General features: G+C 66.8%; 30 protein-coding genes and 1 pseudogene. 10 read left to right on the forward strand and 21 right to left on the reverse strand.

Annotated elements, in window-relative coordinates; genetic code table 11:
* Positions 1–95, reverse strand: a pseudogene (locus BN972_RS28920) (LLM class F420-dependent oxidoreductase); the annotation flags it as partial.
* Between the two features lie 62 nt (positions 96–157).
* Between BN972_RS28920 and BN972_RS21710 the strand changes: the two are divergent.
* The gene (locus tag BN972_RS21710; RefSeq protein WP_036362439.1) at positions 158–583 is read left to right on the forward strand and encodes a hypothetical protein; all 426 of its coding nucleotides are present in this window, start codon (positions 158–160) and stop codon (positions 581–583) included.
* The gene (locus tag BN972_RS21715; RefSeq protein ID WP_036362440.1) at positions 583–1,593 is read left to right on the forward strand and encodes a PHP domain-containing protein; all 1,011 of its coding nucleotides are present in this window, start codon (positions 583–585) and stop codon (positions 1,591–1,593) included. The genes BN972_RS21710 and BN972_RS21715 overlap by 1 nt, the downstream gene beginning before the upstream one ends.
* Here BN972_RS21715 and dinB read toward each other — a convergent pair.
* Together dinB and BN972_RS21725 are read right to left on the reverse strand one after the other, a co-directional pair.
* Entirely contained in the window at positions 1,582–2,781 is a 1,200-nt protein-coding gene (gene dinB, locus BN972_RS21720) for a DNA polymerase IV (protein WP_036362441.1), read from the reverse strand. The genes BN972_RS21715 and dinB overlap by 12 nt on opposite strands.
* Positions 2,782–2,804: 23 nt before the next feature.
* On the reverse strand, positions 2,805–3,506 hold the full coding sequence (locus BN972_RS21725; RefSeq protein ID WP_080697072.1) for a TetR/AcrR family transcriptional regulator: 702 nt from the start codon (positions 3,504–3,506) through the stop codon (positions 2,805–2,807).
* Between the two features lie 70 nt (positions 3,507–3,576).
* Here BN972_RS21725 and BN972_RS21730 point away from each other — a divergent pair, with 70 nt between their 5' ends.
* Positions 3,577–5,046 carry a flavin-containing monooxygenase gene (locus BN972_RS21730; protein ID WP_036363661.1) on the forward strand — a complete coding sequence of 490 codons (1,470 nt, stop codon included), beginning with the start codon at positions 3,577–3,579 and terminating at the stop codon, positions 5,044–5,046.
* A gap of 7 nt (positions 5,047–5,053) precedes the next feature.
* Here BN972_RS21730 and rraA read toward each other — a convergent pair whose 3' ends face one another.
* The 9 genes from rraA to BN972_RS29810 all read right to left on the reverse strand — a co-directional run bounded on the left by rraA (position 5,054) and on the right by BN972_RS29810 (position 10,526).
* Positions 5,054–5,539 carry a ribonuclease E activity regulator RraA gene (gene rraA, locus BN972_RS21735; protein WP_036363664.1) on the reverse strand — a complete coding sequence of 162 codons (486 nt, stop codon included), beginning with the start codon at positions 5,537–5,539 and terminating at the stop codon, positions 5,054–5,056.
* Positions 5,540–5,545: 6 nt separating this feature from the next.
* Positions 5,546–5,974: an Rv3852 family protein gene (locus tag BN972_RS30895; RefSeq protein WP_036362442.1), complete on the reverse strand. Its 429-nt coding sequence runs from the start codon at positions 5,972–5,974 to the stop codon at positions 5,546–5,548.
* A gap of 118 nt (positions 5,975–6,092) precedes the next feature.
* A complete protein-coding gene (locus tag BN972_RS21745; protein WP_036362444.1) occupies positions 6,093–6,290 on the reverse strand; it encodes a hypothetical protein in 198 nt (65 codons plus the stop codon).
* Between the two features lie 4 nt (positions 6,291–6,294).
* Positions 6,295–6,951 (reverse strand): DUF6474 family protein, encoded by a 657-nt coding sequence (locus BN972_RS21750; protein WP_036362445.1) that lies wholly within the window; start codon positions 6,949–6,951, stop codon positions 6,295–6,297.
* Positions 6,952–7,076: 125 nt separating this feature from the next.
* Entirely contained in the window at positions 7,077–7,475 is a 399-nt protein-coding gene (locus BN972_RS21755) for a GreA/GreB family elongation factor (RefSeq protein WP_036362447.1), read from the reverse strand.
* 484 nt (positions 7,476–7,959) lie between these two features.
* Positions 7,960–8,649 (reverse strand): TMEM165/GDT1 family protein, encoded by a 690-nt coding sequence (locus BN972_RS21760; protein ID WP_036362448.1) that lies wholly within the window; start codon positions 8,647–8,649, stop codon positions 7,960–7,962.
* A 232-nt stretch (positions 8,650–8,881) separates the two neighbouring features.
* On the reverse strand, positions 8,882–9,415 hold the full coding sequence (locus BN972_RS21765) for a hypothetical protein (protein WP_036362450.1): 534 nt from the start codon (positions 9,413–9,415) through the stop codon (positions 8,882–8,884).
* Positions 9,416–9,593: 178 nt separating this feature from the next.
* Positions 9,594–10,217 (reverse strand): superoxide dismutase, encoded by a 624-nt coding sequence (locus tag BN972_RS21770; RefSeq protein ID WP_036362451.1) that lies wholly within the window; start codon positions 10,215–10,217, stop codon positions 9,594–9,596.
* A gap of 156 nt (positions 10,218–10,373) precedes the next feature.
* The gene (locus BN972_RS29810; RefSeq protein ID WP_167659592.1) at positions 10,374–10,526 is read right to left on the reverse strand and encodes a hypothetical protein; all 153 of its coding nucleotides are present in this window, start codon (positions 10,524–10,526) and stop codon (positions 10,374–10,376) included.
* A gap of 526 nt (positions 10,527–11,052) precedes the next feature.
* On the opposite strand from BN972_RS29810, the gene BN972_RS21775 reads away from it, so the two are divergent.
* Both BN972_RS21775 and BN972_RS21780 read left to right on the forward strand, forming a co-directional pair.
* Positions 11,053–12,099, forward strand: a complete 1,047-nt coding sequence (locus BN972_RS21775) for a DUF4328 domain-containing protein (protein WP_080697073.1) — start codon at positions 11,053–11,055, stop codon at positions 12,097–12,099.
* Positions 12,100–12,103: 4 nt separating this feature from the next.
* Positions 12,104–12,919, forward strand: coding sequence for a glycerophosphodiester phosphodiesterase (locus BN972_RS21780; protein WP_036362454.1), 816 nt, complete (start codon positions 12,104–12,106; stop codon positions 12,917–12,919).
* A 9-nt stretch (positions 12,920–12,928) separates the two neighbouring features.
* Here BN972_RS21780 and BN972_RS21785 read toward each other — a convergent pair whose 3' ends face one another.
* From BN972_RS21785 to BN972_RS21795, 3 genes are all read right to left on the reverse strand, one after another.
* Positions 12,929–13,474 (reverse strand): ferritin, encoded by a 546-nt coding sequence (locus BN972_RS21785; RefSeq protein ID WP_036362456.1) that lies wholly within the window; start codon positions 13,472–13,474, stop codon positions 12,929–12,931.
* A gap of 177 nt (positions 13,475–13,651) precedes the next feature.
* Positions 13,652–14,539: an LCP family protein gene (locus BN972_RS21790; protein ID WP_315968810.1), complete on the reverse strand. Its 888-nt coding sequence runs from the start codon at positions 14,537–14,539 to the stop codon at positions 13,652–13,654.
* A gap of 283 nt (positions 14,540–14,822) precedes the next feature.
* Positions 14,823–15,623 carry a DUF2470 domain-containing protein gene (locus BN972_RS21795; RefSeq protein ID WP_036362457.1) on the reverse strand — a complete coding sequence of 267 codons (801 nt, stop codon included), beginning with the start codon at positions 15,621–15,623 and terminating at the stop codon, positions 14,823–14,825.
* Positions 15,624–15,695: 72 nt separating this feature from the next.
* Here BN972_RS21795 and pheA point away from each other — a divergent pair, with 72 nt between their 5' ends.
* Both pheA and BN972_RS21805 read left to right on the forward strand, forming a co-directional pair.
* Positions 15,696–16,652, forward strand: coding sequence for a prephenate dehydratase (pheA, locus tag BN972_RS21800; protein ID WP_036362459.1), 957 nt, complete (start codon positions 15,696–15,698; stop codon positions 16,650–16,652).
* A complete protein-coding gene (locus BN972_RS21805) occupies positions 16,649–17,338 on the forward strand; it encodes a histidine phosphatase family protein (protein WP_036362460.1) in 690 nt (229 codons plus the stop codon). The genes pheA and BN972_RS21805 overlap by 4 nt, the downstream gene beginning before the upstream one ends.
* Here the strand turns inward: BN972_RS21805 and BN972_RS30580 are convergent.
* The 3 genes from BN972_RS30580 to BN972_RS21815 are packed head-to-tail and all read right to left on the reverse strand — an operon-like array spanning position 17,315 to position 19,434.
* Entirely contained in the window at positions 17,315–17,527 is a 213-nt protein-coding gene (locus BN972_RS30580) for a hypothetical protein (protein ID WP_080697077.1), read from the reverse strand. The two genes, BN972_RS21805 and BN972_RS30580, sit on opposite strands and share 24 nt — an antisense overlap.
* 52 nt (positions 17,528–17,579) lie before the next feature.
* Positions 17,580–17,927 carry a metallopeptidase family protein gene (locus tag BN972_RS21810; protein WP_036362462.1) on the reverse strand — a complete coding sequence of 116 codons (348 nt, stop codon included), beginning with the start codon at positions 17,925–17,927 and terminating at the stop codon, positions 17,580–17,582.
* Between the two features lie 4 nt (positions 17,928–17,931).
* Complete coding sequence (locus BN972_RS21815; RefSeq protein ID WP_390176228.1) at positions 17,932–19,434, reverse strand: septum formation family protein; 1,503 nt, start codon at positions 19,432–19,434, stop codon at positions 17,932–17,934.
* Positions 19,435–19,521: 87 nt separating this feature from the next.
* Here BN972_RS21815 and serS point away from each other — a divergent pair, with 87 nt between their 5' ends.
* A complete protein-coding gene (serS, locus tag BN972_RS21820; protein WP_036362465.1) occupies positions 19,522–20,778 on the forward strand; it encodes a serine--tRNA ligase in 1,257 nt (418 codons plus the stop codon).
* An 18-nt stretch (positions 20,779–20,796) separates the two neighbouring features.
* On the opposite strand, the gene BN972_RS21825 is transcribed toward serS, so the two are convergent.
* Positions 20,797–21,300 carry a DUF2834 domain-containing protein gene (locus tag BN972_RS21825; RefSeq protein ID WP_036362467.1) on the reverse strand — a complete coding sequence of 168 codons (504 nt, stop codon included), beginning with the start codon at positions 21,298–21,300 and terminating at the stop codon, positions 20,797–20,799.
* A gap of 88 nt (positions 21,301–21,388) precedes the next feature.
* On the opposite strand from BN972_RS21825, the gene BN972_RS21830 reads away from it, so the two are divergent.
* Both BN972_RS21830 and BN972_RS21835 read left to right on the forward strand, forming a co-directional pair.
* Positions 21,389–22,000: a TetR/AcrR family transcriptional regulator gene (locus BN972_RS21830; RefSeq protein WP_036362470.1), complete on the forward strand. Its 612-nt coding sequence runs from the start codon at positions 21,389–21,391 to the stop codon at positions 21,998–22,000.
* A gap of 98 nt (positions 22,001–22,098) precedes the next feature.
* Entirely contained in the window at positions 22,099–23,679 is a 1,581-nt protein-coding gene (locus BN972_RS21835; RefSeq protein WP_036362472.1) for a phytoene desaturase family protein, read from the forward strand.
* Here BN972_RS21835 and BN972_RS21840 read toward each other — a convergent pair.
* Both BN972_RS21840 and BN972_RS21845 read right to left on the reverse strand, forming a co-directional pair.
* Entirely contained in the window at positions 23,676–24,005 is a 330-nt protein-coding gene (locus tag BN972_RS21840; RefSeq protein WP_036363672.1) for a hypothetical protein, read from the reverse strand. The two genes, BN972_RS21835 and BN972_RS21840, sit on opposite strands and share 4 nt — an antisense overlap.
* A gap of 5 nt (positions 24,006–24,010) precedes the next feature.
* Positions 24,011–25,561 (reverse strand): MBL fold metallo-hydrolase, encoded by a 1,551-nt coding sequence (locus BN972_RS21845; protein ID WP_036362476.1) that lies wholly within the window; start codon positions 25,559–25,561, stop codon positions 24,011–24,013.
* Positions 25,562–25,585: the final 24 nt, after the last annotated feature.

Here is a 25,585-nt window from a genome sequence, read left to right on the forward strand (position 1 = left end):
GACTCGAAGATGTCGATCTCGTCGGCGGCCTGCCAGACGGCCAGCATGTCGGGCCACGTGGTGTTCTGCGGTGAGGTCTTGAAAGCGAATCGCATGCCTTCGACAGTAGGCGTCGTTTCCTGAGGGTTCCTGTGTCCCCAGTAAACTCGGGCTGGCAATGACCATCGGAATCGACACCAAACTCACCCTGCTCGCGGCCGGCCTGATCTTTCTGTTGGCGCTTGGTCTCGGCGTGTGGAAATACCGCCAGATCATGGTTACCGAGAACCATCAGGCCCACCCGTATGTCGACATCGCGCACCGTGCCGCGTTGCTGTATGCCTTCGCGACGTTACTGTTCGCGGCCTTCGTGGAACTCAGCGCTTGGCCGGCCTGGGTGAACCTGGTGGCGACGATGGTGGCGGTGTTTTTCTTCGTCGCGGCGATTGGGAGTTACATCCTGCACGGCGCGCGCCGCGACACCGAGAATCAGTTCGACCCGCCGGTGCCGGGGACGCGTCTGGCGATGGCGCTGCTCATCCTGGGCGAGATGGGCGGGTTCGCGGTGGTGCTGGCCGGTTTCGTGGTGGGGCAGCTGCTGTGATGGACCCGGTCACCGCCCTCCGTCAGATCGCCTACTACAAGGACCGCAGCCGGCAGGACCCGCGGCGGGTGATGGCCTATCGCAACGCCGCCGACATCATCGAGCGTCTCGATGAGGCCGCGCTGGAGCGGCACGGCCAGGCCAACAGCTGGCAGACGATTCCGGGCATCGGACCCAAGACGGCCAAGGTGATCGCGCAGGCCTGGGCCGGTCAGGAGCCCGACCAGCTGGTCGAATTGCGCGGCACCGCAGAAGATCTCGGCGGGGGAGAACTCCGTGCCGCGCTACGCGGTGATCTGCACCTGCATTCCAATTGGTCGGACGGGTCCGCGCCGATCGAAGAGATGATGGCCACCGCCGCCGCGCTCGGTCACGAATATTGCGCGCTGACCGACCATTCGCCGCGGCTGACCATCGCCAACGGCCTGTCTCCGGACCGGTTGCGCAAGCAACTCGACGTGATCGACGGCCTGCGGGAGGATTTCGCGCCGCTGCGTATCCTCACCGGGATCGAGGTCGACATCCTCGAGGACGGCAGCCTGGATCAGGAGCCGGAGCTGCTCGAACGCCTCGACATCGTGGTGGCCAGCGTGCATTCCAAGCTGTCGATGGACGCCGCGGCGATGACCCGGCGGATGGTCCGCGCCGTGTCCGGTGGGCAGGCTGACGTGCTGGGTCACTGCACCGGCCGGCTGGTCTCGGGTAACCGCGGGATCCGGCCGGAGTCGAAGTTCGACGCCGAGACGGTGTTCACCGCGTGCCGCGACCACGGCACCGCCGTCGAGATCAATTCCCGTCCCGAGCGACGCGACCCGCCGACGCGGCTGCTCAACCTGGCTCGCGACATCGGCTGTGTCTTCAGCATCGATACCGACGCGCATGCACCCGGTCAGCTGGATTTCCTGGGCTACGGCGCGCAGCGGGCCTTGGACGCCGGCATCCCCGCGGAGCGGATCGTGAACACCTGGCCGGCGGAGCGGTTGCTGGAGTGGGCTCAGTCAGTCGGGTAGGTGCGGCATCTCCAGTCCCGGGTCGCGCCCGACCAGCACCGCTCGGGTGAGGGCGGACTTGCCGTAGCGGCGGTGGACCGCGTCGATGGCGGAGTCCACCGCCGGTGAGTCGCCATCGAAGGGCAGCATCAGCTGCTGCGCGCCGCTGCGGTCGATACCGGTGACCGCGAACCCCACCAAGGTGAGCCCCTTTTCGGCGAAGAGCGGGGCCGCCGACGCGACCAACCGGCGAGCCGTGGTGAGGATGGGTTGGGTCGACGAGGTCGCCCTCGGCATGGTCTGCGAGCGGGTGGCCCGGGTGAAGTCTTCGAAGCGCAGCCGCAGCACCACGGTGCGTCCGGTGCGACCCGCTGCGCGCATCCGGCCGGTGATGCGGTCGATCAGATTGACCACCACCGCGTCGATTTCGGCGGCCGACAGGGTGCTGCCCCTGCGGCCCAGGGCCCGCTGGGCGCCCACCGACCGGCGCCGCACCGTGGTGCTGACCCGGCGGCGGTCGACGTTGTGGGACAGCCCGTAGAGCTGCCGGCCCATCGCCTGGCCCACCATCGAGGCAAGCGTCTGCTCGCTCAGCTCGGCGACTTGCGCCACCGTTGTGATGCCGTGGGTGTGCAGCTTCTCGGCGGTCACCGCGCCCACGCCCCACAGCCGCCGCACCGGCAACGGGTGCAGAAACGCCAGTTCCCCGTCCGGCGGCACCAGCAACAAGCCGTCGGGCTTGGCTTCCTGGCTGGCGACCTTGGCCAGGAACTTGGTCCTGGCGATCCCGACGGTGATGGGCAACCCGACCCGCTCACGCACGTCGGCGCGCAACCGGGCCGCGATTGCGATCGGCGATCCGCGGGCCCGTCGTAGGCCGCCGACGTCCAAAAATGCCTCGTCCACCGACAGCGGCTCCACCAGCGGAGTGCAATCCCTAAACACCTCGAACACCGCGTCGCTGGCCCTCGAGTAAGCGCTCATGCGCGGCGGCACCACCACGGCGTGCGGGCACAGCCGGCGCGCCTGCGAACCCCCCATCGCGGTGCGCACCCCGTACGCCTTCGCTTCGTAGCTGGCGGCCAGCACGACGCCCCCGCCGACAATCACCGGACGGCCACGCAATCCCGGATCGTCCCGCTGCTCGACCGACGCGTAGAACGAATCCAGATCCGCGTGCAGGATGGACGCCTCGCACCGCACGAACATATGTTCGCATGCCGGTCCGACAGTCAGCGCCTGTCGCTGTAGATGCTGCTCACCCAGACGTGCACCAGCGTGTCCATCACCCGCGCTTCTGGCACGGACGGTTGTTCGGCGACGAACGAGGCGAACAGCGTGCGCTCGTTCATCAGATTGAGCGCCGTGGCCAGTTCGTGGCTGGGCAAGGTGTGTGGGGCGGCGCCGCGCTCGCGTTCGGCGTCGATACCGGCGGCCGAAAACGCGATCCACTTGTGCATGAACGTCGACCAGAGCTGCTGAATCTCCGGGCTGGTGTCCCGGGCGGCCATGCATGCCCGGGTGACCGCCTTGTGGGCACCGAACGTCTCGAAGAACACGTTGATAGCCAGTCGCCAGCGATTGTCGCCGTTCTCGGCCAGCTGCCTGCCGAGAGCCTCCAGGGCCGCGTCGGCTGTGTTGACCACTCGGTCCAGCAGCGTGAGAAGGACGGCTTCCTTGGACGGGAAGTAGAAGTAGAAGGTGGGCCGCGAGATGCCGGCGCCCCTGGCCAGATCGTCTACCGAAATCTCGGTCAGCGATCGGCCTTCGAGGAGGCGCTCCGCAGTGGCGAGAATGGCCAGCTCCCGGTCATCGCCCGACGGCCGCGCGCTGCGCCGACCGCGGGGAGCGGGGCTTTGCTCGCAGGGGTGGCCACCCCGGCAGCGTACATCGTGTTGAGTTTCTCGACAGCTTGTCGACGCCGCGCCGATCATGCTCGTTTGCCGGCCAGGGCTATCGACGGTCCGTTGGCGTACTCAACACCCTGTTGATACCGTGGGTTCCATGACTGAGCACCTTGACGTCGTCATCGTCGGCGCCGGCATCTCTGGCGTGAGCGCCGCCTGGCACCTGCAGGACCGCTGCCCAAGCAAGAGCTACGCGATTCTGGAGAAGCGGGCGGCCATGGGCGGCACCTGGGACCTGTTCCGGTACCCAGGCATCCGTTCCGACTCGGACATGTACACGCTGGGTTTTCGGTTCCGCCCCTGGACCGAGCGTCAGGCTATCGCCGACGGCAAGCCGATCCTCGATTACGTGACCGAGACCGCGGCCATGTACGGGATCGACAAACACATCCGGTTGAACCAGAAGGTCATCAGCGCCGACTGGTCGACGGCGGAGAACCGCTGGACCGTACAGATCGAAAGCGATGGCGCCACCAGCAGCATCACGTGCAACTTCCTGTTCCTGTGCAGCGGCTACTACAACTACGAGCAGGGCTACGCCCCCGAGTTCCCCGGCGAGCAGGACTTCACCGGGCCGATCATCCATCCGCAGCACTGGCCCGAGGACCTGGATTACCAGGACAAGACGATTGTCGTCATCGGCAGCGGCGCGACATCGGTCACTCTCGTTCCGGCGCTTGCCAACTCGGGTGCAAAGCATGTCACGATGCTGCAGCGCTCGCCCACTTACATTGTGTCCCAGCCCGAAGAGGACGGCATCGCCGAGAAGCTCAATCGCTTCCTGCCGGAGCGGGCCGCCTACACGGCCATCCGATGGAAGAACGTGCTGCGCCAGCAGGCGGTGTACGGGGCCTGTCAGAAATGGCCGCGCCGTATGCGCAAGATGTTCATGGGCATGGTCAAGGCTCAGCTTCCCGAGAACTACGACGTGCGTAAGCATTTCGGTCCGCATTACAACCCGTGGGAGCAACGGCTCTGCCTGGTGCCCAACGGCGACCTTTTCCGCGCGATCAGGCACGGGAAGGCCGAGGTGGTCACCGACACCATCGACCGGTTCACCGCGACCGGGATCCGGCTCAACTCCGGACAGGAGCTGCAGGCCGACATCATCATCACCGCAACGGGTTTGAACCTCCAGTTGTTCGGTGGCGCGACCGCCAGCATCGACGGCGAACCGGTGGACCTGACCAAAACGATGGCCTACAAAGGCATGATGTTGTCCGGCGTCCCGAACATGGCATACACCGTCGGCTACACCAACGCGTCGTGGACGTTGAAGGCCGACCTGGTCTCCGAATTCGTCTGCCGGATGCTCAACCATATGGACGCCAACGGCTTCGACACCGTGGTCGTCGAACAGCCGCCGTCGGATGTCGACGAGCGGCCGTTCATGGAGTTCACGCCCGGATACGTGCTGCGCTCGCTGGACGAGCTACCGAAGCAGGGCTCGCGTAAGCCGTGGCGGCTCAACCAGAACTACCTGCGCGACATCCACCTGATCCGGCGGGGCAAGATCGACGACGAGGGATTGCGGTTCGCCAAAAGGCCTGTCGCCGTATCTGTTTAGTGGCGGCTTAAGCACCTGCGGTGACGACGACAATGCCGTCGTCGTCGCTGTAGGCCACTTCGCCGGGCACGAACACCACACCACCCAAAGTGATTTGGACGTTGCGCTCGCCGGCGCCGGTCTTTGTGCTCTTGCGTGGATTAGTACCCAACGCCTTGATACCGATCTCGATGCCCCGTAGCGCGGCGGCGTCGCGCACCGCGCCGTTGACTATCAGGCCGGCCCAGCCATTGGACCGGGCCAACTCGGCGATCAGATCACCGACCAACGCGGTGTGCAGCGAGCCGTCGCCGTCGATCACCAGCACCCCGCCGTCGCCGGGCTCAGACAACACCGATTTGAGCAGCGCGTTGTCCTGAAAGCAGCGAACCGTGGTGATGGGCCCGGCGAATTCCGTTCGACCGCCGAACTGCCGGAACTGCAGGTCGCAACTGCGGACGTCGGGCCCGATGTCGTCGACCAGGTCGGCCGTCGGCCGAAATGACACGGTCATCGGCACTCAGTGACGGCGCAACTGGCGCACCAGCAACAGGGCCAGCAGGCTGACGGCGACGGCGACGATCCATGGGACGGGAGACTGGGCCGAAGTCGGGGCGTCGGCAGCGGCGGGCAGCGGGTTCTTCGCGCTTTCGACCGTCGACTTGGCCTGTGCGGCGGCGTCTTTGGCGGCCGCCAGCTGCCCGTTGGTTTCCGCGCGCTGTTGCAGGTCTGCAAGCTTCTCGACCGGCGGCTCGGCAGGAGCCGCCGCGGCGACCTTCTTGGCCGGGGCCTTCTTGGCCGGGGCCTTCTTCGCCGGGACCTTCTTGGCGGGGGCTTTCTTCGCCACCGCCTTCTTGGCGGGCGCCTTGGCCGCCTTCTTGGCTGGTGCCTTCTTCGCCGGCGGGGCCGGCTGGGGCTCGCCGGCGGGTCGATCCTGCGGATCTGCCATGCGGCCGCTCCTTCACAGCTTTGTGTACAGCTTTGTCATCGCTAAACGGGGTCGCTCAACACTTGGGTCCATCATGCCAGGGCGGGTTGGGGCGGCCCTGGGCCCCATCGTCGGCGGCCTACGGCCTGCGCCGCACCGACCAGATCGCGACCACGGCTACGGCGGCGATGGCCCCTACACCGAACACCCAGGCCGGAATTTCGGGCTCCGCGTTGGCAGGCGCGGCGCCCTGGAGCGCGAGCGCGGGACCCGCGGTGAGGACTGCTGTCGTCAGCGCGGCCGACAGGAGACCAACCCAGCTGATGAATCGGTGCATGCGCTCAGCCGAGTCCCAGCCGGGCCAACAGGTCAGCCTCGATTCCATCCAACTGCGAGGAGATGGCGGCATGGGCTGTCCGGCGCCGCTGGGTGGGCATGTGCTCCGCGGCCGTGATCGCGGTGGACAGGTCCGATAACTTTTCGCTGATGGCCGCCACGAACTGCTTGGTCTCGGGGTCTTTCGGCTTCTTCTCCTGCACCGCCTGCAGCGACTGCTCGGCCCCGGCCACCCGGGCCGACAAGCGGGCGCCGTGCCCGGAAAACTGCCCGATCTGAGCCAGCGGGATACCCAGTTGGTCCGCTCGACGCTGGTCGAGCAAACCGCGCGCGGCGATCGCCGCCCGGTAGATCAGCGGGATCAACACGGGCGCCAGCAACCGGGATACGGTCAGCGACCGGCGGATACGGGTGGGGGACAGCAATTTGCCCTCACGCACCGCCTTGAGCTCCGCTTCGGCGATTTTCAAGGCTGTCCGGTCGCTGTCCTTCTGCGCCTTGAGCTGCGCCTTGAGGGCCCGTTCGGCCGCCTTCTCCGCGTTCTTGATGCGGCGCCGATCGTTCTTGGCCAGCAACCTGGCCTCCAATTTGGCGCGGGCCTTGATCGCGCGGGCTTCGGCGCGACGAGTCGCGCGGCTCTTTCGCTTGCCGAACAGGCCCATCCCCGGCCGCCTCCCGGTATCTCGTGAACTAGCGCGATGCAGGTGCGCAAGCGCTGCGCCAACCCTAATCCGCGCGCAACGCCCGCGGCCCGCCAGGTCAGAGGAGCCGGTGGCCGTCAGCGGTTCTAGGCGTCCAGGCCCTCAGTGCGACGCAGTTCGTCGATCCGGTCCAGCACCTTCTGCTGGGCTTCGGGCGTCAAACCCTGTGACCGCGCCGCAATGCGGCGGACGCCGTTCTCTCGGACCGCCGACAGGTACTGCAACTCCTTGTCGAGCTTCTCGTAGTACTCGTCGTCGGTGAAAAAGGCCGGCTTGATCCGGAAGAAGTTGGCCAAGGCAGCCATGGTCGCCGAAGACGGATTCGTGCGGTTGCCGGAACGTAGCTGCGACAGGTAGGGAGCCGACATCGTGATGCCCTCCGCCTTGAGCGCCGCGATCACCTCCGCCGAGGTGTGCGGACCCCTTCCCGGGGGATAAACCGTATCGAACAGGCGGTTCAGGCGGGCAGCGAACGTCGTGCTCATCGATATGACCTCCAACGGAGCTCTAAGGGTAAACGGTAATCACTAGGTATTTGCTGATCATGGTAGCGACACTTGTGTGCAACAACCAAGTGCAAACCTGATCGGATTCGGTACGGCCGTGCAAGGTGCCTCGACGAGACACCCCCGATGAGCATCCAAATGAAACGGCCGGGTGTCCAGAAAAAGTCCAAATCTCACAGGTTATCCGCAGAAAACGCAGTGGTGACGCACGAGGTCGTCGTCCTCCTGAACGCTCGTCGAGATGGCTCTGGGGGCCGGACGAGTCTTCTGTGCGGGCTTCCCGGCAACCAGCGACAAGCGAGAAAGCCGCAAATGCGCACTTTGCTGCCCGGCACCCCAAGCGCGCATCACCGGACCTGCGCTGTGGTCGCGCAACGGCGCGGGCAGCCCGTCGGCAAGTTACCGGCGCTTCTGCGAATGAGACGCTGGGTAAGCCGTCGGCCGAATGCTGAGGCGGCGTCCGTCAGGACGCAGGGGGGACGCTCTCGGCGGCCTTGCGGCGCCGTTGCAGAGTTTGCGCCGCGGCTGCCGCCCCAGCCGTCAACCCGACCGCCACGGTTGCCCCGACGGCGACCCAGCGCCACCCCAGCGCCGCGTCGAACAGCATCCACAACCCGAACATCAGGAACAGCAGGCTGGCTATGAAGTGCAGGAGTTGCTCGGGTAGGCGCCGATGCAGCAACAGACCGGCACCGATCGCCAAGCCGTCGGCCAGAATCATGCCGAGCGTGGTGCCGATCCATACGCCGACCCAATCGTGCTCGCTGGCGAGCGTGATCGTGGCGAGGGTGGTCTTGTCGCTCATCTCCGCCAGTACGAATGACGACACGACCGTGAGCAGAGCGAAACGGGGTTGCCGCGGCGCTGACACGTCCTCGCCGCCGCTTTCGGTGCCTTCTCGCCACGCCCAGGCGGCGAAGATCAGGAAGGCGATTGCCGAGGCGAACGCCATCGGCCGTGACGGCAGCGTGGTTTCCAGGAAGTGCCCGATTGCCACCGAGGCGCCGTGCACCGTGGCGGACGCGATGGCGACCCCGCTCAGCACCACCCACCAGCGGTAGCGCAACGCGTAGGTCATGGTCAGCAGCTGCGAGCGGTCACCTAGTTCGGCCAGGAACACCACACCCAGGCTCAGCAAAGTGGCGGCGAGCATGTGAGACGACCTTTCGACGCGTCGTCGGCGGCCGCAAAGCCGTCGACACCGGTCGAAGGTCTCACCCACCGTCCGCGTGGATCGGTTCGCCGGCCGGGCTTGCGCCAGTATGTCGACACGACGATTGGGGGCTACTCCCCTTCGCTGACAAAACCCAGGCTAGCGGCCGGGTCCGGGTTGCGCCAGCGTGCGGGCGATGTTCGGGTGGCCGTATTCTTTGGTTTGAATTTGCTTATGCCGCAAGCAGCATCGCCAGAATCGCGGTGTCGGGATGGCTGATCGGGTCGACGCCAACGCGGCTCACCATCGAGGTGATGGTGCCGTCCGCTTCGGCCTCCACCCACGCCGCCCGATGCTCGAGGCCGAGGTACGGCAGCCCGGGCAGCAGTACGCACCCCGACGCGGCGCCGGTGCACTCCGGCAACGACGGCGTCGTTTCTGAGGGCGGGTGCAACATCAATAGGGCGGGCGGCTGGTGGTCCGCGAAATACCCGGGCCGGATTGCCTTTTCGCCGGTGACGGTGCCTTCGGCCAACACCAGGCCGACAGTCCCAGGTTGCGGTTCGTCGGGCAGTTCTTCACGGGCACCGAAGACCGTTGTGGTGGAGAGCAATCCGGGCAACGAGGCGACGCGGACCGCAGCCATCAGCAACTGCGCCCATTCTTTGGTGGAATCAGGCCAGCGGCCAGAGATGACGAACCCTTTCAATGCACCGCGAGCATGAAAAGGAGCAATCCCGATCGGCCGTTCTGACCCCGCATCCATGTTGCCTCCGTGACGCCTTCATCCGAAGTAACCACGCTGGTAGCTCGAACAAAATGGTAGCTCGAATAATTAAGCATGCGCGGGGTTTTGGTGTCGTGCAACTCGACACGGCTAACGATTTGGCCAAAAGACAGGGGCGCCGCACGATGCCGCGCGACGCCCCTGACGGGAGGTGAAATCAGGGGAATATCAGTCCCGAGGTCTTCGAAGTCGCTGCCTCGTAGCGGGACTGGACGTCGGCCCAGTTCACGACATTCCAGAACGCTTTCACGTAATCGGCTTTGACGTTCTTGTACTGCAGATAGAAGGCGTGCTCCCACATGTCGACCTGCAGCAACGGAACGATGCCGAGCGGCACGTTGGCTTGCTGGTCATACAGTTGGAAGGTCAGCAGCCGGCCGCCCAACGTGTCATAACCCAGCACCGCCCAGCCCGAGCCCTGTAGGCCGTTCGCGGCCGCACTGAATTGGGCCTGGAACTTGTCGAACGACCCGAACTGATCGTCGATGGCAGCCGCCAGGTCACCGGTCGGCTTGTCGCCGCCGTCCGGCGACAGGTTCTTCCACCAGATGGAGTGGTTGACATGCCCGCCCAGGTGAAAGGCCAGATTCTTCTCGTTCAAGAAGATCGCGGAGTGGTCACCCTTGGCCCGCGCCTCTTCCAGTTTGGCGACCGCGTCGTTGACACCCTTGACGTAGGTGGCGTGGTGCTTGGTGTGGTGGATCTCGTTGATCTGACCGGAGATGTGCGGTTCGAGTGCTGCGTAATCCCAGTCCAAGTCGGGCAGGGTGTATTCAGCCACGGCTTTCCTTCCTTCGATGAGCGGATCGTCTGACGTGTTACTCGCGGGGTCCCGCCACGGACGAAACCTGGCACCTTCAACCCTGCTCCATGGTGGCCTATGCCGCAAGGACGGGCCCCGCTGGGACACCGTGCGCGGGAGTAGCCGCAGTGGTCGTCAGGAAAGCGCGATGAGGGCCAAGACGCCCAGCAGCGCGAGGGCGATCAAGCCGGCCCGCAGGGCGGCGACCATGTAGGCCTGATTCCAGGCGGGCGACCCGGAGTACGAGTTCGACGGTGTCGATCCCGGACCGAACGAATGTGTGGCCATCAGACGCCCTCCACCTGCACGTTCACCTCGTCGACCAATACCGGGCTGATCACCGATCGCACGTGAGGTGAGTCACAACTGAGTATAGCGTTCGCGATCATAACGCTTACGTGGCCGAGTGGAAAACCGATCGCCCACTGGTCACTGGCGCGGCTCTGATCAGGGCATTTGCAGGCCCATAGGCCGTGCCGGAGCCGATGGCCCAATGCGCGCCGACGGCCATGTTTGGTGAAAGCCGCGATTGGGTAATCGGCGCTCTCAGCACGACAATTCATTTCGCTCAGGGCACCGCTGGGCTGTCGATTGATGCGCTTTGTTACCGGGGTGTTATCCACAGTCGCTTGCAAATCTGGCCGATAGAGGCTGTATCCCCCACCCATACCCATTGTGGATAAACCTGTGGAAATTGTGGATAGTCGCATTTAGCTGTGGCGTAGGTCACGCCCCCGGCCGGGCCGTGTGCGGGTGGTTGTGATACGCCTGCCGGGATATCCGAATCGCCGCGAGGCCAAGTTACGCTGGTCCGGTGATCCAGGTGTGCTCTCAGTGCGGCACGCGGTGGAATGTGCGCGAGCGGCAGCGTTCCTGGTGCCCGCGCTGTCGAGGCGCGCTGATGGCGCCGCTGCCCGACCCCCCGCCCGGCGACCCCCGGTGGCGGCCGCCCGCCGGACCGGTATCCGCCGGGCCGGTCGGCCAACGCACGCCACCTCGGTTGCCCCCGGGGTTCCGCTGGATTGCGGTTCGGCCGGGCGCCGCCCCGCCGCCGAGGCGGCCCAGGCGCCCCCTGGGTCCGACTCCGCGCTACGCCGTCGTCCCCCGTTGGGGCTTGGCGGACCGAGTGGTCCAGGCCGGACCCGCCCCGACGGATTCGCCGGTCAAAGCCGGACCCAGCGCCGAGATGGTCCGCGTGTTGCTGCTCGCGACCCAGCTGGTGCTGGGTGGCGCGGCACTGGTCTACACCGTGCGGTACGCGCTGCTCATCTTCAACCGGAACACGCTGCTGAACTCGCTGGTGGCGGCCACCGCGGACTGGTTGGGGATTGCCGCGAGCGTGGCTGCGCTGGCGTCGATGCTGGCCTGCTTCGTGGTGCTCATCAAGTGGCTGATCGCCCGCCGTGCCGCCGCCTTCACCCATCACGGTTTGCCGGAGCACCGGTCGGCCCGCCGCTTGTGGACGGGGTGCCTGCTCCCCTTCGCCAATCTGGTGATGGCGCCGGTGTACGTCATCGAGCTCGCACTCGTCGAAGACCATTACGAACGGTTGCGCAGGCCGATCACCACCTGGTGGCTGGCGTGGGTCCTCAGCTATCTGGTGTCGCTGTTCGCAATGGCAACCAGCTTGTCCAGCGACGCGCAGGGGATCGCCAACAACACTGTGATGGTGGTGCTCTCCTATGTGGTCGCGGCGCTCACGGTGGCCACCGCCGGGCGTGTCTTCGAGGGATTCGAGCGCAAGCCGGTCGAACGGCCCACGCATCGCTGGGTCATCGTCGAATCTGTAGGACCTGATCAACCGGCGCGGCCCGTCCCTGCGGCTCCGGTTGAGTCGGAGGGACAGGAACCGGCAGCATAGGCCTATGACGCGGGCGGATGAGGTCCTGACTGGCCACCCCTTCGTGGTCGCCCACCGCGGCGCCTCGTCCGCTCGGCCCGAACACACCCTCGCCGCCTATGACATGGCCCTCAAGGAAGGTGCCGACGGGCTGGAGTGCGACGTGCGGCTGACCCGCGACGGCCACCTGGTCTGCGTCCACGACCGCCGGCTGGATCGCACCTCGACTGGCGCCGGTTTGGTCAGCACCGCGACGCTGGCCGAGCTGCACGAGCTGGATTACGGCGCCTGGCACGACAGCTGGCGTTCGGACGGCGCCCACGGTGACACCAGCCTGCTGACCCTGGACGCACTGGTGGCTCTGGTGCTGGATTGGAACCGCCCGGTGAAAATCTTCATCGAAACCAAGCACCCCGTGCGGTACGGATCCCTGGTTGAAACCAAACTGCTGGCGCTGCTGCACCGCTTCGGTATCGCCTCGCCCCCGTCCGCGGACCGGTCCCGCGCGGTGGTGATGTCATTTTCCGCGGCCGCGGTCTGGCGGGTGCGGCGGTCTGCGCCCATGCTGCCCACGGTGCTGCTGGGCAAGACCGGGCGCTACCTGAGCAGCAGCGCCGCCACCGCCGTCGGCGCCACGGCGGTGGGCCCTTCGCTGCCCGCGCTGCGGGACTATCCCCAGTTGGTCGATCGTTCCGCCGCGCAGGGCCGGTCGGTGTACTGCTGGACGGTCGACGAGTACGCCGACATCGACTTCTGCCGGGAGGTCGGCGTCGCCTGGATCGCCACGAACAACCCTGGCCGCACCAAGGCGTGGCTGGAAGGCAAGAACAACAGCGGCTGATCCCAGCGTCTAGAGGTGACCGCCCGCTGCCTGCGGCGCGCCCGACCCGACCGGCACCTGCTCGACCTCACGGGCAACGAAGGTCTCCAACTCGAACAGGTTGGAACCAGCCCGGTCGGCGACCCGCAGCAGGGTGGTCATCAAGGCGACCTCTTCGACCTGCTCCTTGAGGAACCACTGCATGAACTGCTCGCCCAGATAATCGCCCTCGTCGCGGGCGACCGCGGTCAGCCGGCTCACCTGGTCGGTGACGGCGCGCTCCTGCTCGAGCGCCAGTGCCAGCGCGTCCCGTGGCCGATCGAACTGGTTACGCACGGTGTCGGCGCCCGGAATCTCCACTCGCAGATCACGGTCGAGCAGATGCTGCACCAGCATCATCGCGTGATTGCGTTCCTCGACGGCCTGTCCATAAAAATGCTTTGCCAACCGAGGCAGGTCCTCGCTGTCGAAATAAACCGCAATTGCGACATATTGTTGGGCGGCCGTGAATTCATTGAATATTTGTTCCTGCATTAGCGCATGGAATTTTGTCCTGGGCCCATCAAAATCGGTCATGGCAACAGGTTAGTGCAGCTCAGGGCGCATCTGCAACGAAGGTTGCACTTAGTCAGGAAAGGATTTCCTAATTAAAATCCGAGCCGACCGCATTCTCTGGCAGGGCAGCATTACCTAAGTTAAGGAAGCCTATGTTGAATTTCCATACGCCATTTCTCCGGCGCAGGTCCGTGGCCGTCAGGGCTGTTCGTCAAGCGCCGCAGCCGGCACCGGTCGGTCGGCGCCGAGCGCGTCGAACAACTCGCTGGCGGCATCGTGGTCCCACACCACCACTGCGCCGGCGCCGCTGTCGGTGAATTCGCCGATCGGCACCGTGATCGGGGTGGTGGGTCCGTGCAGCGCCCAGCCGAGCCGGGTCAGATCCCACGCGTGGTCGCCGCGGTCGACGGTCAGCGCCGCGGCCGTCGCGCGCGGGACCGTGTACCACCGCCAGGGGTTGAGCCACACCGCTGGGCTGCTGGCGCGGCGCAGCAACTCCGACATGAATTGGCGCTGGTGGGTCATCCGGTCCAGATCCGCCCGCGGGGTGGCCCTGGTCCGCACGTAGCCGAGCGCACCGCGCCCGTCCAGTTTCTGGCATCCCGCGGGCAGGTCCAGGCCGGCCAGTGGGTCCCGGACCGGTTCGGTCGGGCACACGGTCACCCCGCCGAGCGCGTCGACCAGAACGGCGAATCCGGCAAAACCGATCTCCGCGTAGTGGTCGAGGCGCAGGCCGGTGGCCTGCTCGACCGTCCGTGTCAGCAGCGCCGCGCCACCGATCGCGAATGCGGCGTTGATCTTGTCCCGGCCATGGCCGGGAATCGGCACGTACGAGTCGCGCGGTATCGACACCAGCGTCGTCGGCGTGCTGCTGGTGAACCCAGGGATGTGCACCAGCATGATGGTGTCGGTGCGGCTGGTGCCCACATCGCCGCCGGTGGCCAAATCCTGCTGCTGCTCGGCGGTGAGGTCCTGGCGGCTGTCGGAGCCGACCAGCAGCCAGTTGGTGCCGCTGCCCCCCGCGGGGCGACCCGCGTAGTCGGTGAGCACGGCCTGGCGATGCACCGCGGAGTCGAACCACAACATCCCGCCGAGGATCCCCGCCGTTCCCAGCAGCAACAGGATCAGCAAGCACAGCGCCGTCGTCCGGATCCACCGGCGCTTGGCGCGTTTGCCGCGTGGTCTCGGCCCGACCGGTCGGGGCGGCGGTGGCGTCCGCGCCGCTGGCGGTGCCGGCGGTGGTTGCGACGGCGGTCGCGACGGCGCTGGACGAACGGCGCGGCGCATCGCCGGCGGGGGTTCCCGCTGTGGCTGATCGCCGGTCACCTGGCTAACGTACGTGGTCGCGCCCGGACGGGGCGGCTGCCGGTTAGCGACGCGCGTGCAGACCGTTGACGAACGGGCATCCCATCAAGACGCGGATCGCCTGGCTGAGGCCGGTCATGTCGTCGACGGGCTTGTGGAACGGCAGCCGGATGTCTCGGTCGCCGTCGGTTCCCTCGACGCGAAACCGCACGCCGTACCGGTCCAGTCCCAACGGGCGCACGTGCCCGCGCCGCAGCGGCGCCGGCAGCCGGGAGACCAGGCGGGCGACCACGTCGTTGTGAGCGGTGGACAGGTGCCACAGCAGGGTGGACTCGACCTCACAGAAAGGGTCGGGCCGCGCCGAGAGCAGTTCGTGGACGCTGACCGGCTCCGCGCCGGTCGCGTCGGTCACCACCACCGAGTCGATTTCCAGGCGCAACAGGGTGTAGCGCGGGTCGTCCGATTCCGCCGGATCGGACTTCGGCGTCTGGACCTGCAGCAGTACCGGGGCAGGGTTCTCGGCGGCGATCAGGTCGAGCAGTTTCGTCACCGCGCCGGGCGGGATCTGGTGCAGCCGCCCGCGCACCCACACCAGCGAGCGGACGGGCTCGCGCAGCGGCAGCGGCGCATAGTCCGTCAACTCGAGCAGCGCTTGCGTTCCGCACGGCAGCTCATCGGGACCGGCCTGCTCGCGGGCGACCGCGACGGCGAAGGTGCCGTCGTGCATCAGGTGATGGACCGGCGTGGCCACTGGATCCGCACCCTCGACGGCGAGCAATGCCCCGCCGGCCCGGACACATGCGCTGCGAATCCGCTCGGCAGTGGTCGGCGTAGGGTGTGTGACCGGTAGCACGCTTACCTCCATAAAATTAGGTAAGGCTAAGGTAACTTAGGCCTGGTAAGGCCGCAAGAGCCGGACCGCCGTTAGGGTTGTGACGTGGCCCGCATCGCTTATCTTGGTCCGGAAGGGACCTTCACCGAGGCGGCTCTGCTTCAGATGACGGCCGCCGGGTTCGTTCCCGGCCACGAGCCCGGTGCGGTGCAGCGGGTGCCGGTGGAGAGCACACCCGCCGCCCTGGACGCGGTGCGGGGCGGAGCCGCGGATTACGCCTGCGCGCCGATCGAGAACTCGATCGACGGCTCGCTGGCCTCCACGCTGGACAGCCTGGCGATCGGTTCGCCGCTGCAGATTTTCGCCGAGACGACGCTGGATGTGGCTTTCAGCATCGCCGTCCGATCCGGCCGCGACGCGACCGACGTGCGCACCGTGGCAGCGTTTCCGGTGGCCGCGGCGCAGGTGCGGCAGTGGCTGACGGCCCATCTGCCAGGTGCCGAACTGCGACCCGCGTACTCCAATGCCGACGCCGCGCGCCAGGTGGTCGACGGGGAGGTCGACGCCGCGGTGACGTCTCCGCTGGCCGCCGTGCACTGGAAGCTGGCAGCGATCGCCGAGGGTGTGGTGGATGAGGCCGGCGCCCGGACCCGGTTCGTCCTGATCGGTCCGCCCGGGCCGCCGCCGGCGCGAACCGGGGCCGATCGCACCTCGGCGGTGCTGCGTATCGAGAACGCGCCGGGGGCGCTGCTGTTGGCGCTGACCGAGTTCGGGATGCGGGGCATCGACCTGACCCGCATCGAATCCCGGCCCACGCGCACCAGTTTGGGCACGTACCGGTTTTTCGTGGACTGCGTGGGACATATCGACGACGACGCCGTCGCCGAGGCATTGAAGGCATTGCACCGCCGTTGCGCGGAGGTGCGTTACCTGGGTTCCTGGCCGACGGGCCGGCCCGCGGGAGTGCCGCCGCCGTCCTCGGACGAGGCATCGACTTGGTTGGCGGCGCTGCGGGAGGGCAGACCGGATCCGGCCGTGAACGTGGGGGAAGGACAGCAATGAGTGGCCGACTGGTGCTGCTTCGGCATGGACAGTCGTACGGCAACGTCGAGCGCAGGCTGGACACCCGTCCGCCGGGGGCCGCGCTGACGCCGCTGGGCAGGGATCAGGCTCGAGCGTTTGCGCGCGGCGGGTCCAGCCGGCCGGCGATGCTGGCGCATTCGGTCGCCGTGCGGGCTTCCGAGACGGCGCAGGTGATAGCCGCGCAGTTCGATCTCCCTCCCGTCGAGCTGGGCGGCATCCACGAGGTGCAGGTCGGGGAGCTGGAGAATCGCAACGACGACGACGCGGTCGCCGAGTTCAACGCCATCTACAAGCGGTGGCACCTCGGCGAGCGGCATGTGGCGTTGCCCGGCGGTGAAAGCGCCGACGAGGTGCTCGACCGGTACGTGCCGGTGCTGACCGAGCTGCGGATGCGTTATCTGGACGATGACGGTTGGGATGGCGACATCGTGGTCGTCAGCCACGGCGCTGCGATCCGCCTGGCATCGGCTGTGCTGGCCGGCGTGGACGGCAGTTTCGTGTTGGACAACCCGTTGGACAATGCCGAATCTGTGGTGCTGGCGCCGATCACCGACGGCCGGTGGAGCTGCGTGCGATGGGGGCAGCTGACGCCGCCGTTCTACCCCGAGCCCGGCGCCACGCCAGTTCAGGACGCAGTCGCGTCAAGCACCGACCCGATGGGTTGAACCGACCATGGTGGTCGTCTCCACGCAGGTGCAGCCGACAGCATCGCAGTCGACCACGAAGGTGTGGGTGAACAGTTCGGGGGCAACGCAGTCCGGGTCGGTACATTCCGGTCTGCCCAGCCAATGACGAATAACGGTGCCGTGGCAGTGATCTAAGCCTGCCCGGCAGTCGCGGCAGCCTGTGCTCATAAGCCGTTCATAGCACTCGATACGGACAAGTGGGGGAGCAACGCCGGACCGATCAGCCCCAGCCCAACTCGTCTAACCGGTCGTCGTCGATGCCGAAATGGTGTGCGATCTCGTGGATCACCGTGATCGCGACCTGATCCACCACGTCATCTTCCGAGTCGCACACCTCCAAGAGCGGATCGCGGAAGATGGTGATCGTGTCCGGCAGCGCGCCGGCGTAGTCCGAGTCCCGCTCGGTCAGCGCCACTCCTTCGTACAGACCCAGCAGATCTTCCTGCGGATGCCGGTCGGCGACCAGTACCACGACGTTGTCCATCGCGGCGGTCAGCTCCTCGGGGATGAGATCGAGGGCGTCGGAGACCAGCTCGTCGAAACGCTGCGGGTCCATCCGCACTGCCACGGCGTCAGTTCACCGGTGCCGGCTCGGCGGGTGGTGGACCGTCAGCCGGCGGCGGGGCGCCGCCGTCCGGTGCCGGAGGCGGTGCCTGGGTGGCCGGCGCCTGGGACGCGGGAGTGGATGGCTCCCGGGTAGGCGTCACGACCGGCTGCTGGTTGGGCAGGTGCTGATTGCCCGGCGGGGCGCTCGGCGTCTGCTGCGAAGGCGCCGACGGCTGCTGGGTCGGCACCTGAACCGGGATCTGTGGCAGCGTGAGCCGCTCCTGGGGGATGTCGGGCGGCGGCACAGGCGCCTGACCGTTGATCAGCAGCTGGCCCTTGGCGCTGTTCAACAGGGTCGCCCAGCCGCCGTTGCCCAGCGTCGCGCCGATGTTGCAGGCCACCTCGCGGCTACCCGCCGACCAGCTGGGCAGCGACACCGTCGGGTAGATCAGCGTGAGGGTGGTGGTGCGCAGCTTTATGGGTGCCAAGTAGGCGTCGGTCATCTTGGTGCAGGCGTCCTTGATGAACCCGTCCTGCTCGGCCTCGGGGGGCAGCGCGTTGGGGAACCTTTCACCCAGGTTGACGGTGCCGGTGACTTCCATCGCGTGGGGGGCCGCACAGTCCACTGGCACGTCGACCGGCTGGTTGGTGGTCGGGTCGATGCCCAGGCAGGTACCGGCCGGCCACACCTTCGACTGGTCAATCTCGGCGACCTTGCCCTTGAACGCGACCTGCTGGTTGTTCGGGCCGGGCAGCTGCAGACCGCACAACATGCGCCGCTCACCGGCCTGCCGCCAGGCGCGGTCACCGGACCACAGCATGCTCACAGTGAATTTGCTGTTGGGATCGAACTTGGGGCCGAGGTAGCGGCGCACCGCGGGCTCGCACTGTTCGGTGTTGATCTGCTGGATGCGCGCCGGCGACGGCGGCGGTGCGCTGGGACCGTATTCGGTGCCCGGGAAGGTCCGCATGTCGACGGACTCGGCGACCTCGAAGCGGTGATCGTCGGCGCAGTTGACGATGGTCGCCGACTCCGGTGTGCCGTCCGGCCAGTTGAGGCAGTCGCCGCTGGCCGCGCGGCTGAACGCGGCATTGCTCTTGGATCCGGTGCTGGGCACCGGATCACTGTCGATGTAGCCGGCCAGCCGGCCGGGGCCGGTGCCGACGGAAGGCAGCGCGGTGACCAGCCCAGCGATGAGCAGACCACCCAGGGCCGTCAAAAGCAGCCCGCGTCGGGTCGCTGAAGCCTGCAACCCCCGCGGCCAGCGGAACCCGCCGGCAGGGGCACCGCCGTCCTCGTCATCGGGATCGTCGACGGCGTCCTTCGCGTCCCCGGCTGAGTCCTCAGGCACGTCCGCTTCGGAGTCCTCTGGCACGTCCTCGCCGAAGTCCTCGTCGGTCTCGTGCTCGGCCGCATCCTGGGTCGCGCCGACGGCGTCGGGCTCGTCCGGCGTCGCTTCGGCCGACGGCTCGTTCACCTTGGCGCCGGCGGCGTCGAGGTCGCGCTTTTCGTCTTGCTCGTCCAACATCGGCTCCATTCTGACAGGCGCGGATGGGCGGCGTTACCAATGTTGCTGATGTGAGACCGGGCGGGGGACCCAAGTAATCTTGCGGCCGTGATCGACCTGAAGCTGCTCCGGGAAGACCCTGACGCCGTACGGCGCTCCCAACTCAGCCGCGGCGAAGATGCCGCGCTGGTGGACGAGCTGTTGAGTGCCGACACCGCACGTCGGGCGGCAATCGCGGCCGCCGACGCGCTGCGCGCCGCGCAGAAGGCGGCTAGCAAGAGCGTGGGCGCGGCTTCGGCCGAGGAGCGGCCGGCGTTGCTGGAACGCGCGAAGAATCTCGCCGACCAGGTGAAGGCCGCCGAGGCGGACCGGACCGCGGCCGAAGCGGCGCTGAGCGCCGCGCACATGGCGATCTCCAACGTTGTCATCGACGGCGTGCCCGCCGGCGGAGAGGACGACTACGCGGTTCTTGAGGTCGTCGGCGAGCCGCCGGCGCTGACCGACCCCAAGGACCACCTCGAACTGGGCGAGTCGCTGGGTCTGATCGACATGCAGCGGGGCGCGAAGGTTTCCGGTTCGCGGTTCTACTTCCTCACCGGCCGCGGCGCGCTGTTACAGCTCGGTCTGCTGCAACTGGCGCTACGGGTGGCGATCGACAACGGCTTCATCCCGATGATCCCGCCCGTGCTGGTGCGCCCCGAGGTGATGTCGGGGACGGGCTTCCTGGGCGCGCACGCCGACGAGGTGTACCGCCTGGAGGCCGACGATCTCTACCTGGTCGGCACCTCCGAGGTGCCGCTGGCTGGTTACCACTCCGACGAGATCCTGGACCTGTCCGGCGGGCCGCTGCGCTACGCGGGCTGGTCGTCCTGCTTCCGCCGGGAGGCCGGCAGCTATGGCAAGGACACCCGCGGCATCATCCGGGTGCATCAGTTCGACAAAGTGGAGGGCTTCGTCTACTGCCGGCCCGACGAGGCCGAGGCCGAACACCAGCGGCTGCTGGGCTGGCAGCGCGAGATGCTGGCGCACATCGAGGTGCCCTACCGGGTGATCGACGTGGCCGCCGGCGATCTCGGCTCATCGGCCGCGCGGAAGTTCGATTGCGAGGCGTGGGTGCCGACCCAGGCGACCTACCGCGAGCTGACTTCCACGTCGAACTGCACCACGTTCCAAGCCCGGCGGTTGGCCACGCGCTACCGCGACGCCAACGGCAAGCCGCAAACCGCGGCCACGTTGAACGGCACGCTGGGCACCACCCGCTGGCTGGTGTCGATTCTGGAAAACCACCAGCGGCCCGACGGCAGCGTGCGCGTCCCCACCGCGCTGGTGCCCTACGTCGGCACCGAGGTGCTCGAGCCGGCCTGAGACGGCTACCGCATCCGGCTAAGAGACCAGAGCGTCGGCCGGCCGGCCCGACTGTTCGTGCCGGCGCTGGCGTTCGATGGTGGCGAAGTAGAAGGCAAACGCGAATGCGAAGCTGGTGAACAGGCTGCTGACGAAATACAACCACGGCCGCTTGATGCCACGCCGGTACCCGTCTGTGATCGAAAACAGCGGCAGCAGAATCACATTCGCAATCGTGTAATCCTGGCTGGCCGAGCCCGCCGCCGGGTTGGTGAACATCAGCTGGATGTACTGCGTCCAACTGCCGGGGCCCCAGATCGGGTTGTGGGTGCCGGTGAATCCGTGCGGTGCATACCCCTGTACGAACCGGATGTTGAAGTACCAGCCCAGCGCGATCGAGGCGATACCGACGACGTAGTAGACGATCTCCAGGGCTGAGAACGCCGGTCCATTGGCGGGCCTGGCGTAGACCGCCGGATTCGACTTGATTATCCACAGGATGACGGCGATCCCGAGCACGGCGTGGGCGATGAGTGACACCATGCGCGCAGTTTCGCCCTCTTCGGAAAGTTTTGTCAATATTGCCGAAACCCTACATAGCGAAAACTTGAGCTTTTGGTACGTTGTCGCAATGGTCCGCCCAGCTCAGACGGTGCGTAGCGAACGCACGCGGGAGGCGCTGCGCCAAGCCGCGGTGGTGCGCTTCCTCGCCCAGGGTGTCGAGGAGACGTCGGCCGAACAGATCGCCGCGGATGCCGGCGTCTCGTTGCGGACCTTCTACCGCCACTTCAACTCCAAACATGATCTGCTGTTCGCCGATTACACCGGCCTGAACTGGTTCCGTGCCGCGCTGGAAGCCCGGCCCGCCGACGAGCCGGTCATCGATTCGGTGCAAGCGGCGATCTTCGCGTTCCCCTACGACGTGGAGGCCGTCACCAAGATCGCTGCGCTCCGGGGTGGCGAGCTGGACCAGGGCCGCATCGTCCGGCACATCCGGGATGTGCAGGCCGATCTGGCCGACGCGATCCAGGTCCAACTACAGCGCCGCAGGCGTCCGGGAACACTCACCTCCGACACTCGGCTGCGCGCCACGGTGATCAGCCGGTGCATCGCAGCGGCCGTCTTCGGGGCGATGGAGGCGTGGATGGTTGGCGATGACCGGACGCTCGGTGCGCTGGCCAAGATGAGCCATCAGGCGCTGGAGTCGCTTCGCGAAGGCATCGAGGACACCTGGTCCGACTGACCGCCCGGGCGCGGCTCCGACGGAACTCCCCGCGCCAAGTTTCGTCATAATTGACAAAACTTGGCGGGCATGCCAGCCTCCACTCCGGGAGGTGGCGCATGTCTGAATCTGGAGCCCAATACGACGCGATCGTCATCGGCGCAGGCCACAACGGGCTGACCGCGGCCGTGCTGCTGCAACGAGCGGGTCTGCGGACCCTGTGCCTGGACGGCAAGCTCTACGCCGGCGGTATGGCCGCCACGGTGGAACTGTTCGACGGCTATCACTTCGAGATCGCCGGTTCGGTGCAATTCCCGACGTCGCTGGAGGTCATCAGCGAACTCGGCCTGGACACCATTCCGACGGTCGATCTCGAGGTGATGTCGGTAGCGCTGCGCGGTGTCGGGGACGACCCGCTGGTCCAGTACAGCGACCCGATGAAAATGTTCGCGCACCTCAACGAAGTGCACGGGGCGGACGCCGTCGCCGGAATGGGCGGCCTGCTCATGTGGGCACAGGCCCCGACCCGCGCCCTGGGGCGATTCGAGGCGGGCACGCTGCCTAAGACATTCGACGAGATGTATGCCTGCGCCACAAACGAATTCGAACGATCCGCGATTGACGACATGCTGTTCGGCTCGGTCACCGACGTGCTGGACCGCTACTTCCCGGACAAGGAAAAGCACGGGGCGATACGCGGTTCGATGACGGTGTTGGCGGTGAACACCCTCTACCGGGGACCGTCGACTCCGGGCAGCGCCGCCGCGCTGGCCTTCGGGCTCGGGATTCCCGACGGCGACTTCATGCAGATGAAAAAGCTGCGCGGCGGGATCGGCGCGCTCACCGCCCACCTGGCCGGCGTGCTGGAGGACAACGGTGGCGAAGTACGGCTGCGCTCAAAAGTCAGCGAGATCCTGGTTACGGACGGCCGCGTGGCCGGGGTGCGCACCGAAGGGGGCGACACCTTCTCGGCGCCGATCGTGGTGTCCTCGATCGCGCCCGACGTGACGCTCAACGACCTCATCGACCCCGCCGTGCTGCCGTCGGAGATCCGTGACCGGTACTCGCGCATCGACCACCGCGGCAGCTACCTGCAAATGCACTTCGCCCTCGAAGAGGCCCCGCAGTTCGCGGCCCCCTACGAGGCCCTCAACGACCCGACCATGCAAGCGTCCATCGGGTTGTTCTGCACGCCGGAGGAGGTTCAGCAGCAGTGGGAGGACTGCCGGCGGGGCATCGTGCCGGCGGATCCCACACTGGTGTTACAAATCCCGTCGGTGCATGACCCTGATCTGGCCCCCGACGGCAAGCATGCCGCTTCGGCGTTCGCACTGTGGTTCCCGATCGAGGGTGGCGCCCAGGACGAGGGACGTTACGGCCAGGCCAAGGTCGAAATGGGGCAGCGCGTCATCGACAAGATCACCCGTCTGGCACCGAATTTCGAACGCAGCATCATTCGGCACACCACCTTCACGCCCAAGCACATGGGAGTGATGTTCGGCGCGCCGGGCGGCGACTACTGCCACGGGCTGCTGCACTCCGACCAGATAGGCCAGAACAGGCCGGGCCCGAGAGGCTACATCGGACAACCCATTCCGGTGCGGGGGCTGTATCTCGGCAGCGCCGGCTGCCACGGCGGGCCGGGGATCACCTTCACGCCCGGCTACAACGCCGGCCGGGCCGCGCTGGAAGATCGCTAACGGCGTTCGGCCAGCAGTTCCTCCAAGCAGGCCAGGAACTCGTCGGGACGCGCGGGTGTGAAGGCCGGCTTGGACCCAGGGATGTCCAGTGTGATCAAGGTGGACTTGAGCGGCCGGTACATGTCCAGTGGCAGCCAGCGGCGGAAATCGGGGCTGCCCCAGACGTTGAATCGGACCGTGAACAGGCCCAGCGGCTCGGCTTTGTACGACCGGATCTGGTCCAGCCCAATCACCTTCGCCGTGCCGGACGGAAAGTGGTAGCGGCGCAACGTGATCGCCATCTGGTCCAGCTGGACCACGCCGTCGTCATAGCACCGTTCGGCCATGGTGGTCATGCCCGGCTACTCCGCAGTTCGTGGCCGCGCGTGGTCAGGCAACGGCCGTCGGCCAGCCGCCATTGCCACCCGTGCAGATTGCACGTCAGGGTGTCACCCTCGATCACACCGAATTTCGACAGGTCGGCCTTCAGGTGCGGACACCGTCGCTGAATCTCCCAGCCGTCCATGGTGATCGATGCGGAGTCGTCGTGGGTTTCGGCGAACCACCCGTCGGCGTAAGCGATCCGCTCGTCGGTCAGGCACTTGAAGAAGGTGTAGAGGTATTCGTTGTAGCCACCGACGCGCCAGGCCCGGAAGCGGGTCGACAGGAAGATGGTGTTGACCCAGTCCGGCTCGTTGTCGCGGAGCACCGTGCGCACCAACTGGGGTTCGATCGCGAATCCGTAGCGGAACTTCTCGTCCGGGATGGGTTCCCGAACCGCTCGTTTGGGGAAGTCCAGGACTACCGTTTCAGGACCGATCACCAGCTCCACCGGGTAGCCGATGCCGTCACAGATCTCGTTGCTGCCCAGCATGATCGGCTCGAACAGCGCGCGGAGCGGTTCGAGCAGCGGCTCTCCGGTCGGCTCAGCCCAGCCGGCCTTCGCGGTGGCCAGGACGGGCGCCATCCGCTGCGCGTAGTCGGCGATGTAGGCCGCCTTACCGGTGGTGAAGATCGCCTCGACCTCTTCGGTGGGCAGGGGATGGGTCAGGGAGTTCAGCGCCGAGCCGGTGAAGTCCGCGACTGACCCCGGCATCATCAGCAGGCCGCCGCCCTGCCCGTGGCTGCGCATCTGATCGAGGAACACCATTTGGTCCGGGAAGATGTTCGCCGGATCGCCGCTGTCGTCGTTGAGGTGGCGCAGTTCGGGATCCAGGAAGCACGGCGGGCCGGCCGACGGCACCACCCAGGTCGCCCCGACCTGGGCGATGTACTGGCGGGCGCGGTCCATCTGGCGTTGCCGCTTCTGGGTGCCGAACGCCTCCTTGGCGCGGGCCGGCATGTCGTAAACCATCGGGTACCAGATCGCGCCCGAGTACTGCAGCAGGTGCACGTCGATCGGACCGAAGTCGGCGGCCAGGATGTCCAGGTCGACCGGTCGCGCGTCGTTCATGTTGAACACCGTGGTGTCGCCGTCGGAAACCACCAGCGCCGAATCGCCGATGGGGCCGTCGGCGGGGGCGCGCAGAGCGATGATCATGATGTCGAGATCGCCCTTGGGACCGGACAGCCGATGCTGCACCGAGTCCCTGGTCTCGACGAACCGGTGGAACCCGAGCTTCTCCAGTTCACTTCGCAAGTCGGGCACCGGGAAGTCGGGCAGCAACACGACCGCGTCCTTGTTCACGTGGGCGGTCAGCAGCCGGGCGTCGAAGTGGTCCCGGTGCAGATGCGACACATACAGGTAGTCACAGTCGCCGAGGGCGTCCCAGTCCAACCCGCTGTTGTCCGGGAACGGGAACCACGACGCGAAGTACGCCGGGTTCACCCACGGGTCGCACAGGATGCTGCCCGCCCGGGTCTGGATTAGAAAGCCGGCGTGGCCGACGCTGGTGACCTGCACAAATACCCTTCAGATTCGGCTGAG

The organism is Mycobacterium asiaticum DSM 44297 (assembly GCF_000613245.1).
GTDB lineage: Bacteria > Actinomycetota > Actinomycetes > Mycobacteriales > Mycobacteriaceae > Mycobacterium > Mycobacterium asiaticum.

What these genes read in the sequence shown, in the direction of transcription:
- BN972_RS21755 (WP_036362447.1), bottom strand. Translation starts at nt 7,475, where the DNA reads ATGAGCACGACGTTCGCTGCCCGCCTGAACCGCCTGTTCGATACGGTT.
- BN972_RS29810 (WP_167659592.1), bottom strand. Translation starts at nt 10,526, where the DNA reads ATGGCCACACATTCGTTCGGTCCGGGATCGACACCGTCGAACTCGTAC.
- BN972_RS21750 (WP_036362445.1), bottom strand. Translation starts at nt 6,951, where the DNA reads ATGGGCCTGTTCGGCAAGCGAAAGAGCCGCGCGACTCGTCGCGCCGAA.
- BN972_RS21795 (WP_036362457.1), bottom strand. Translation starts at nt 15,623, where the DNA reads ATGGAGGTAAGCGTGCTACCGGTCACACACCCTACGCCGACCACTGCC.
- BN972_RS30895 (WP_036362442.1), bottom strand. Translation starts at nt 5,974, where the DNA reads ATGGCAGATCCGCAGGATCGACCCGCCGGCGAGCCCCAGCCGGCCCCG.
- BN972_RS21825 (WP_036362467.1), bottom strand. Translation starts at nt 21,300, where the DNA reads ATGGTGTCACTCATCGCCCACGCCGTGCTCGGGATCGCCGTCATCCTG.
- BN972_RS21790 (WP_315968810.1), bottom strand. Translation starts at nt 14,539, where the DNA reads ATGTTGTGGTTCGACTCCGCGGTGCATCGCCAGGCCGTGCTCACCGAC.
- BN972_RS21785 (WP_036362456.1), bottom strand. Translation starts at nt 13,474, where the DNA reads ATGACCGATTTTGATGGGCCCAGGACAAAATTCCATGCGCTAATGCAG.
- BN972_RS21765 (WP_036362450.1), bottom strand. Translation starts at nt 9,415, where the DNA reads ATGGATGCGGGGTCAGAACGGCCGATCGGGATTGCTCCTTTTCATGCT.
- BN972_RS21760 (WP_036362448.1), bottom strand. Translation starts at nt 8,649, where the DNA reads ATGCTCGCCGCCACTTTGCTGAGCCTGGGTGTGGTGTTCCTGGCCGAA.
- BN972_RS21835 (WP_036362472.1), top strand. Translation starts at nt 22,099, where the DNA reads ATGTCTGAATCTGGAGCCCAATACGACGCGATCGTCATCGGCGCAGGC.
- BN972_RS21730 (WP_036363661.1), top strand. Translation starts at nt 3,577, where the DNA reads ATGACTGAGCACCTTGACGTCGTCATCGTCGGCGCCGGCATCTCTGGC.
- dinB (WP_036362441.1), bottom strand. Translation starts at nt 2,781, where the DNA reads ATGTTCGTGCGGTGCGAGGCGTCCATCCTGCACGCGGATCTGGATTCG.
- BN972_RS21805 (WP_036362460.1), top strand. Translation starts at nt 16,649, where the DNA reads ATGAGTGGCCGACTGGTGCTGCTTCGGCATGGACAGTCGTACGGCAAC.
- BN972_RS21715 (WP_036362440.1), top strand. Translation starts at nt 583, where the DNA reads ATGGACCCGGTCACCGCCCTCCGTCAGATCGCCTACTACAAGGACCGC.
- BN972_RS21745 (WP_036362444.1), bottom strand. Translation starts at nt 6,290, where the DNA reads ATGCACCGATTCATCAGCTGGGTTGGTCTCCTGTCGGCCGCGCTGACG.
- rraA (WP_036363664.1), bottom strand. Translation starts at nt 5,539, where the DNA reads ATGACCGTGTCATTTCGGCCGACGGCCGACCTGGTCGACGACATCGGG.
- BN972_RS21840 (WP_036363672.1), bottom strand. Translation starts at nt 24,005, where the DNA reads ATGGCCGAACGGTGCTATGACGACGGCGTGGTCCAGCTGGACCAGATG.
- BN972_RS21815 (WP_390176228.1), bottom strand. Translation starts at nt 19,434, where the DNA reads ATGTTGGACGAGCAAGACGAAAAGCGCGACCTCGACGCCGCCGGCGCC.
- BN972_RS21780 (WP_036362454.1), top strand. Translation starts at nt 12,104, where the DNA reads ATGACGCGGGCGGATGAGGTCCTGACTGGCCACCCCTTCGTGGTCGCC.
- BN972_RS21830 (WP_036362470.1), top strand. Translation starts at nt 21,389, where the DNA reads ATGGTCCGCCCAGCTCAGACGGTGCGTAGCGAACGCACGCGGGAGGCG.
- BN972_RS21725 (WP_080697072.1), bottom strand. Translation starts at nt 3,506, where the DNA reads ATGATCGGCGCGGCGTCGACAAGCTGTCGAGAAACTCAACACGATGTA.
- BN972_RS21710 (WP_036362439.1), top strand. Translation starts at nt 158, where the DNA reads ATGACCATCGGAATCGACACCAAACTCACCCTGCTCGCGGCCGGCCTG.
- BN972_RS30580 (WP_080697077.1), bottom strand. Translation starts at nt 17,527, where the DNA reads ATGAGCACAGGCTGCCGCGACTGCCGGGCAGGCTTAGATCACTGCCAC.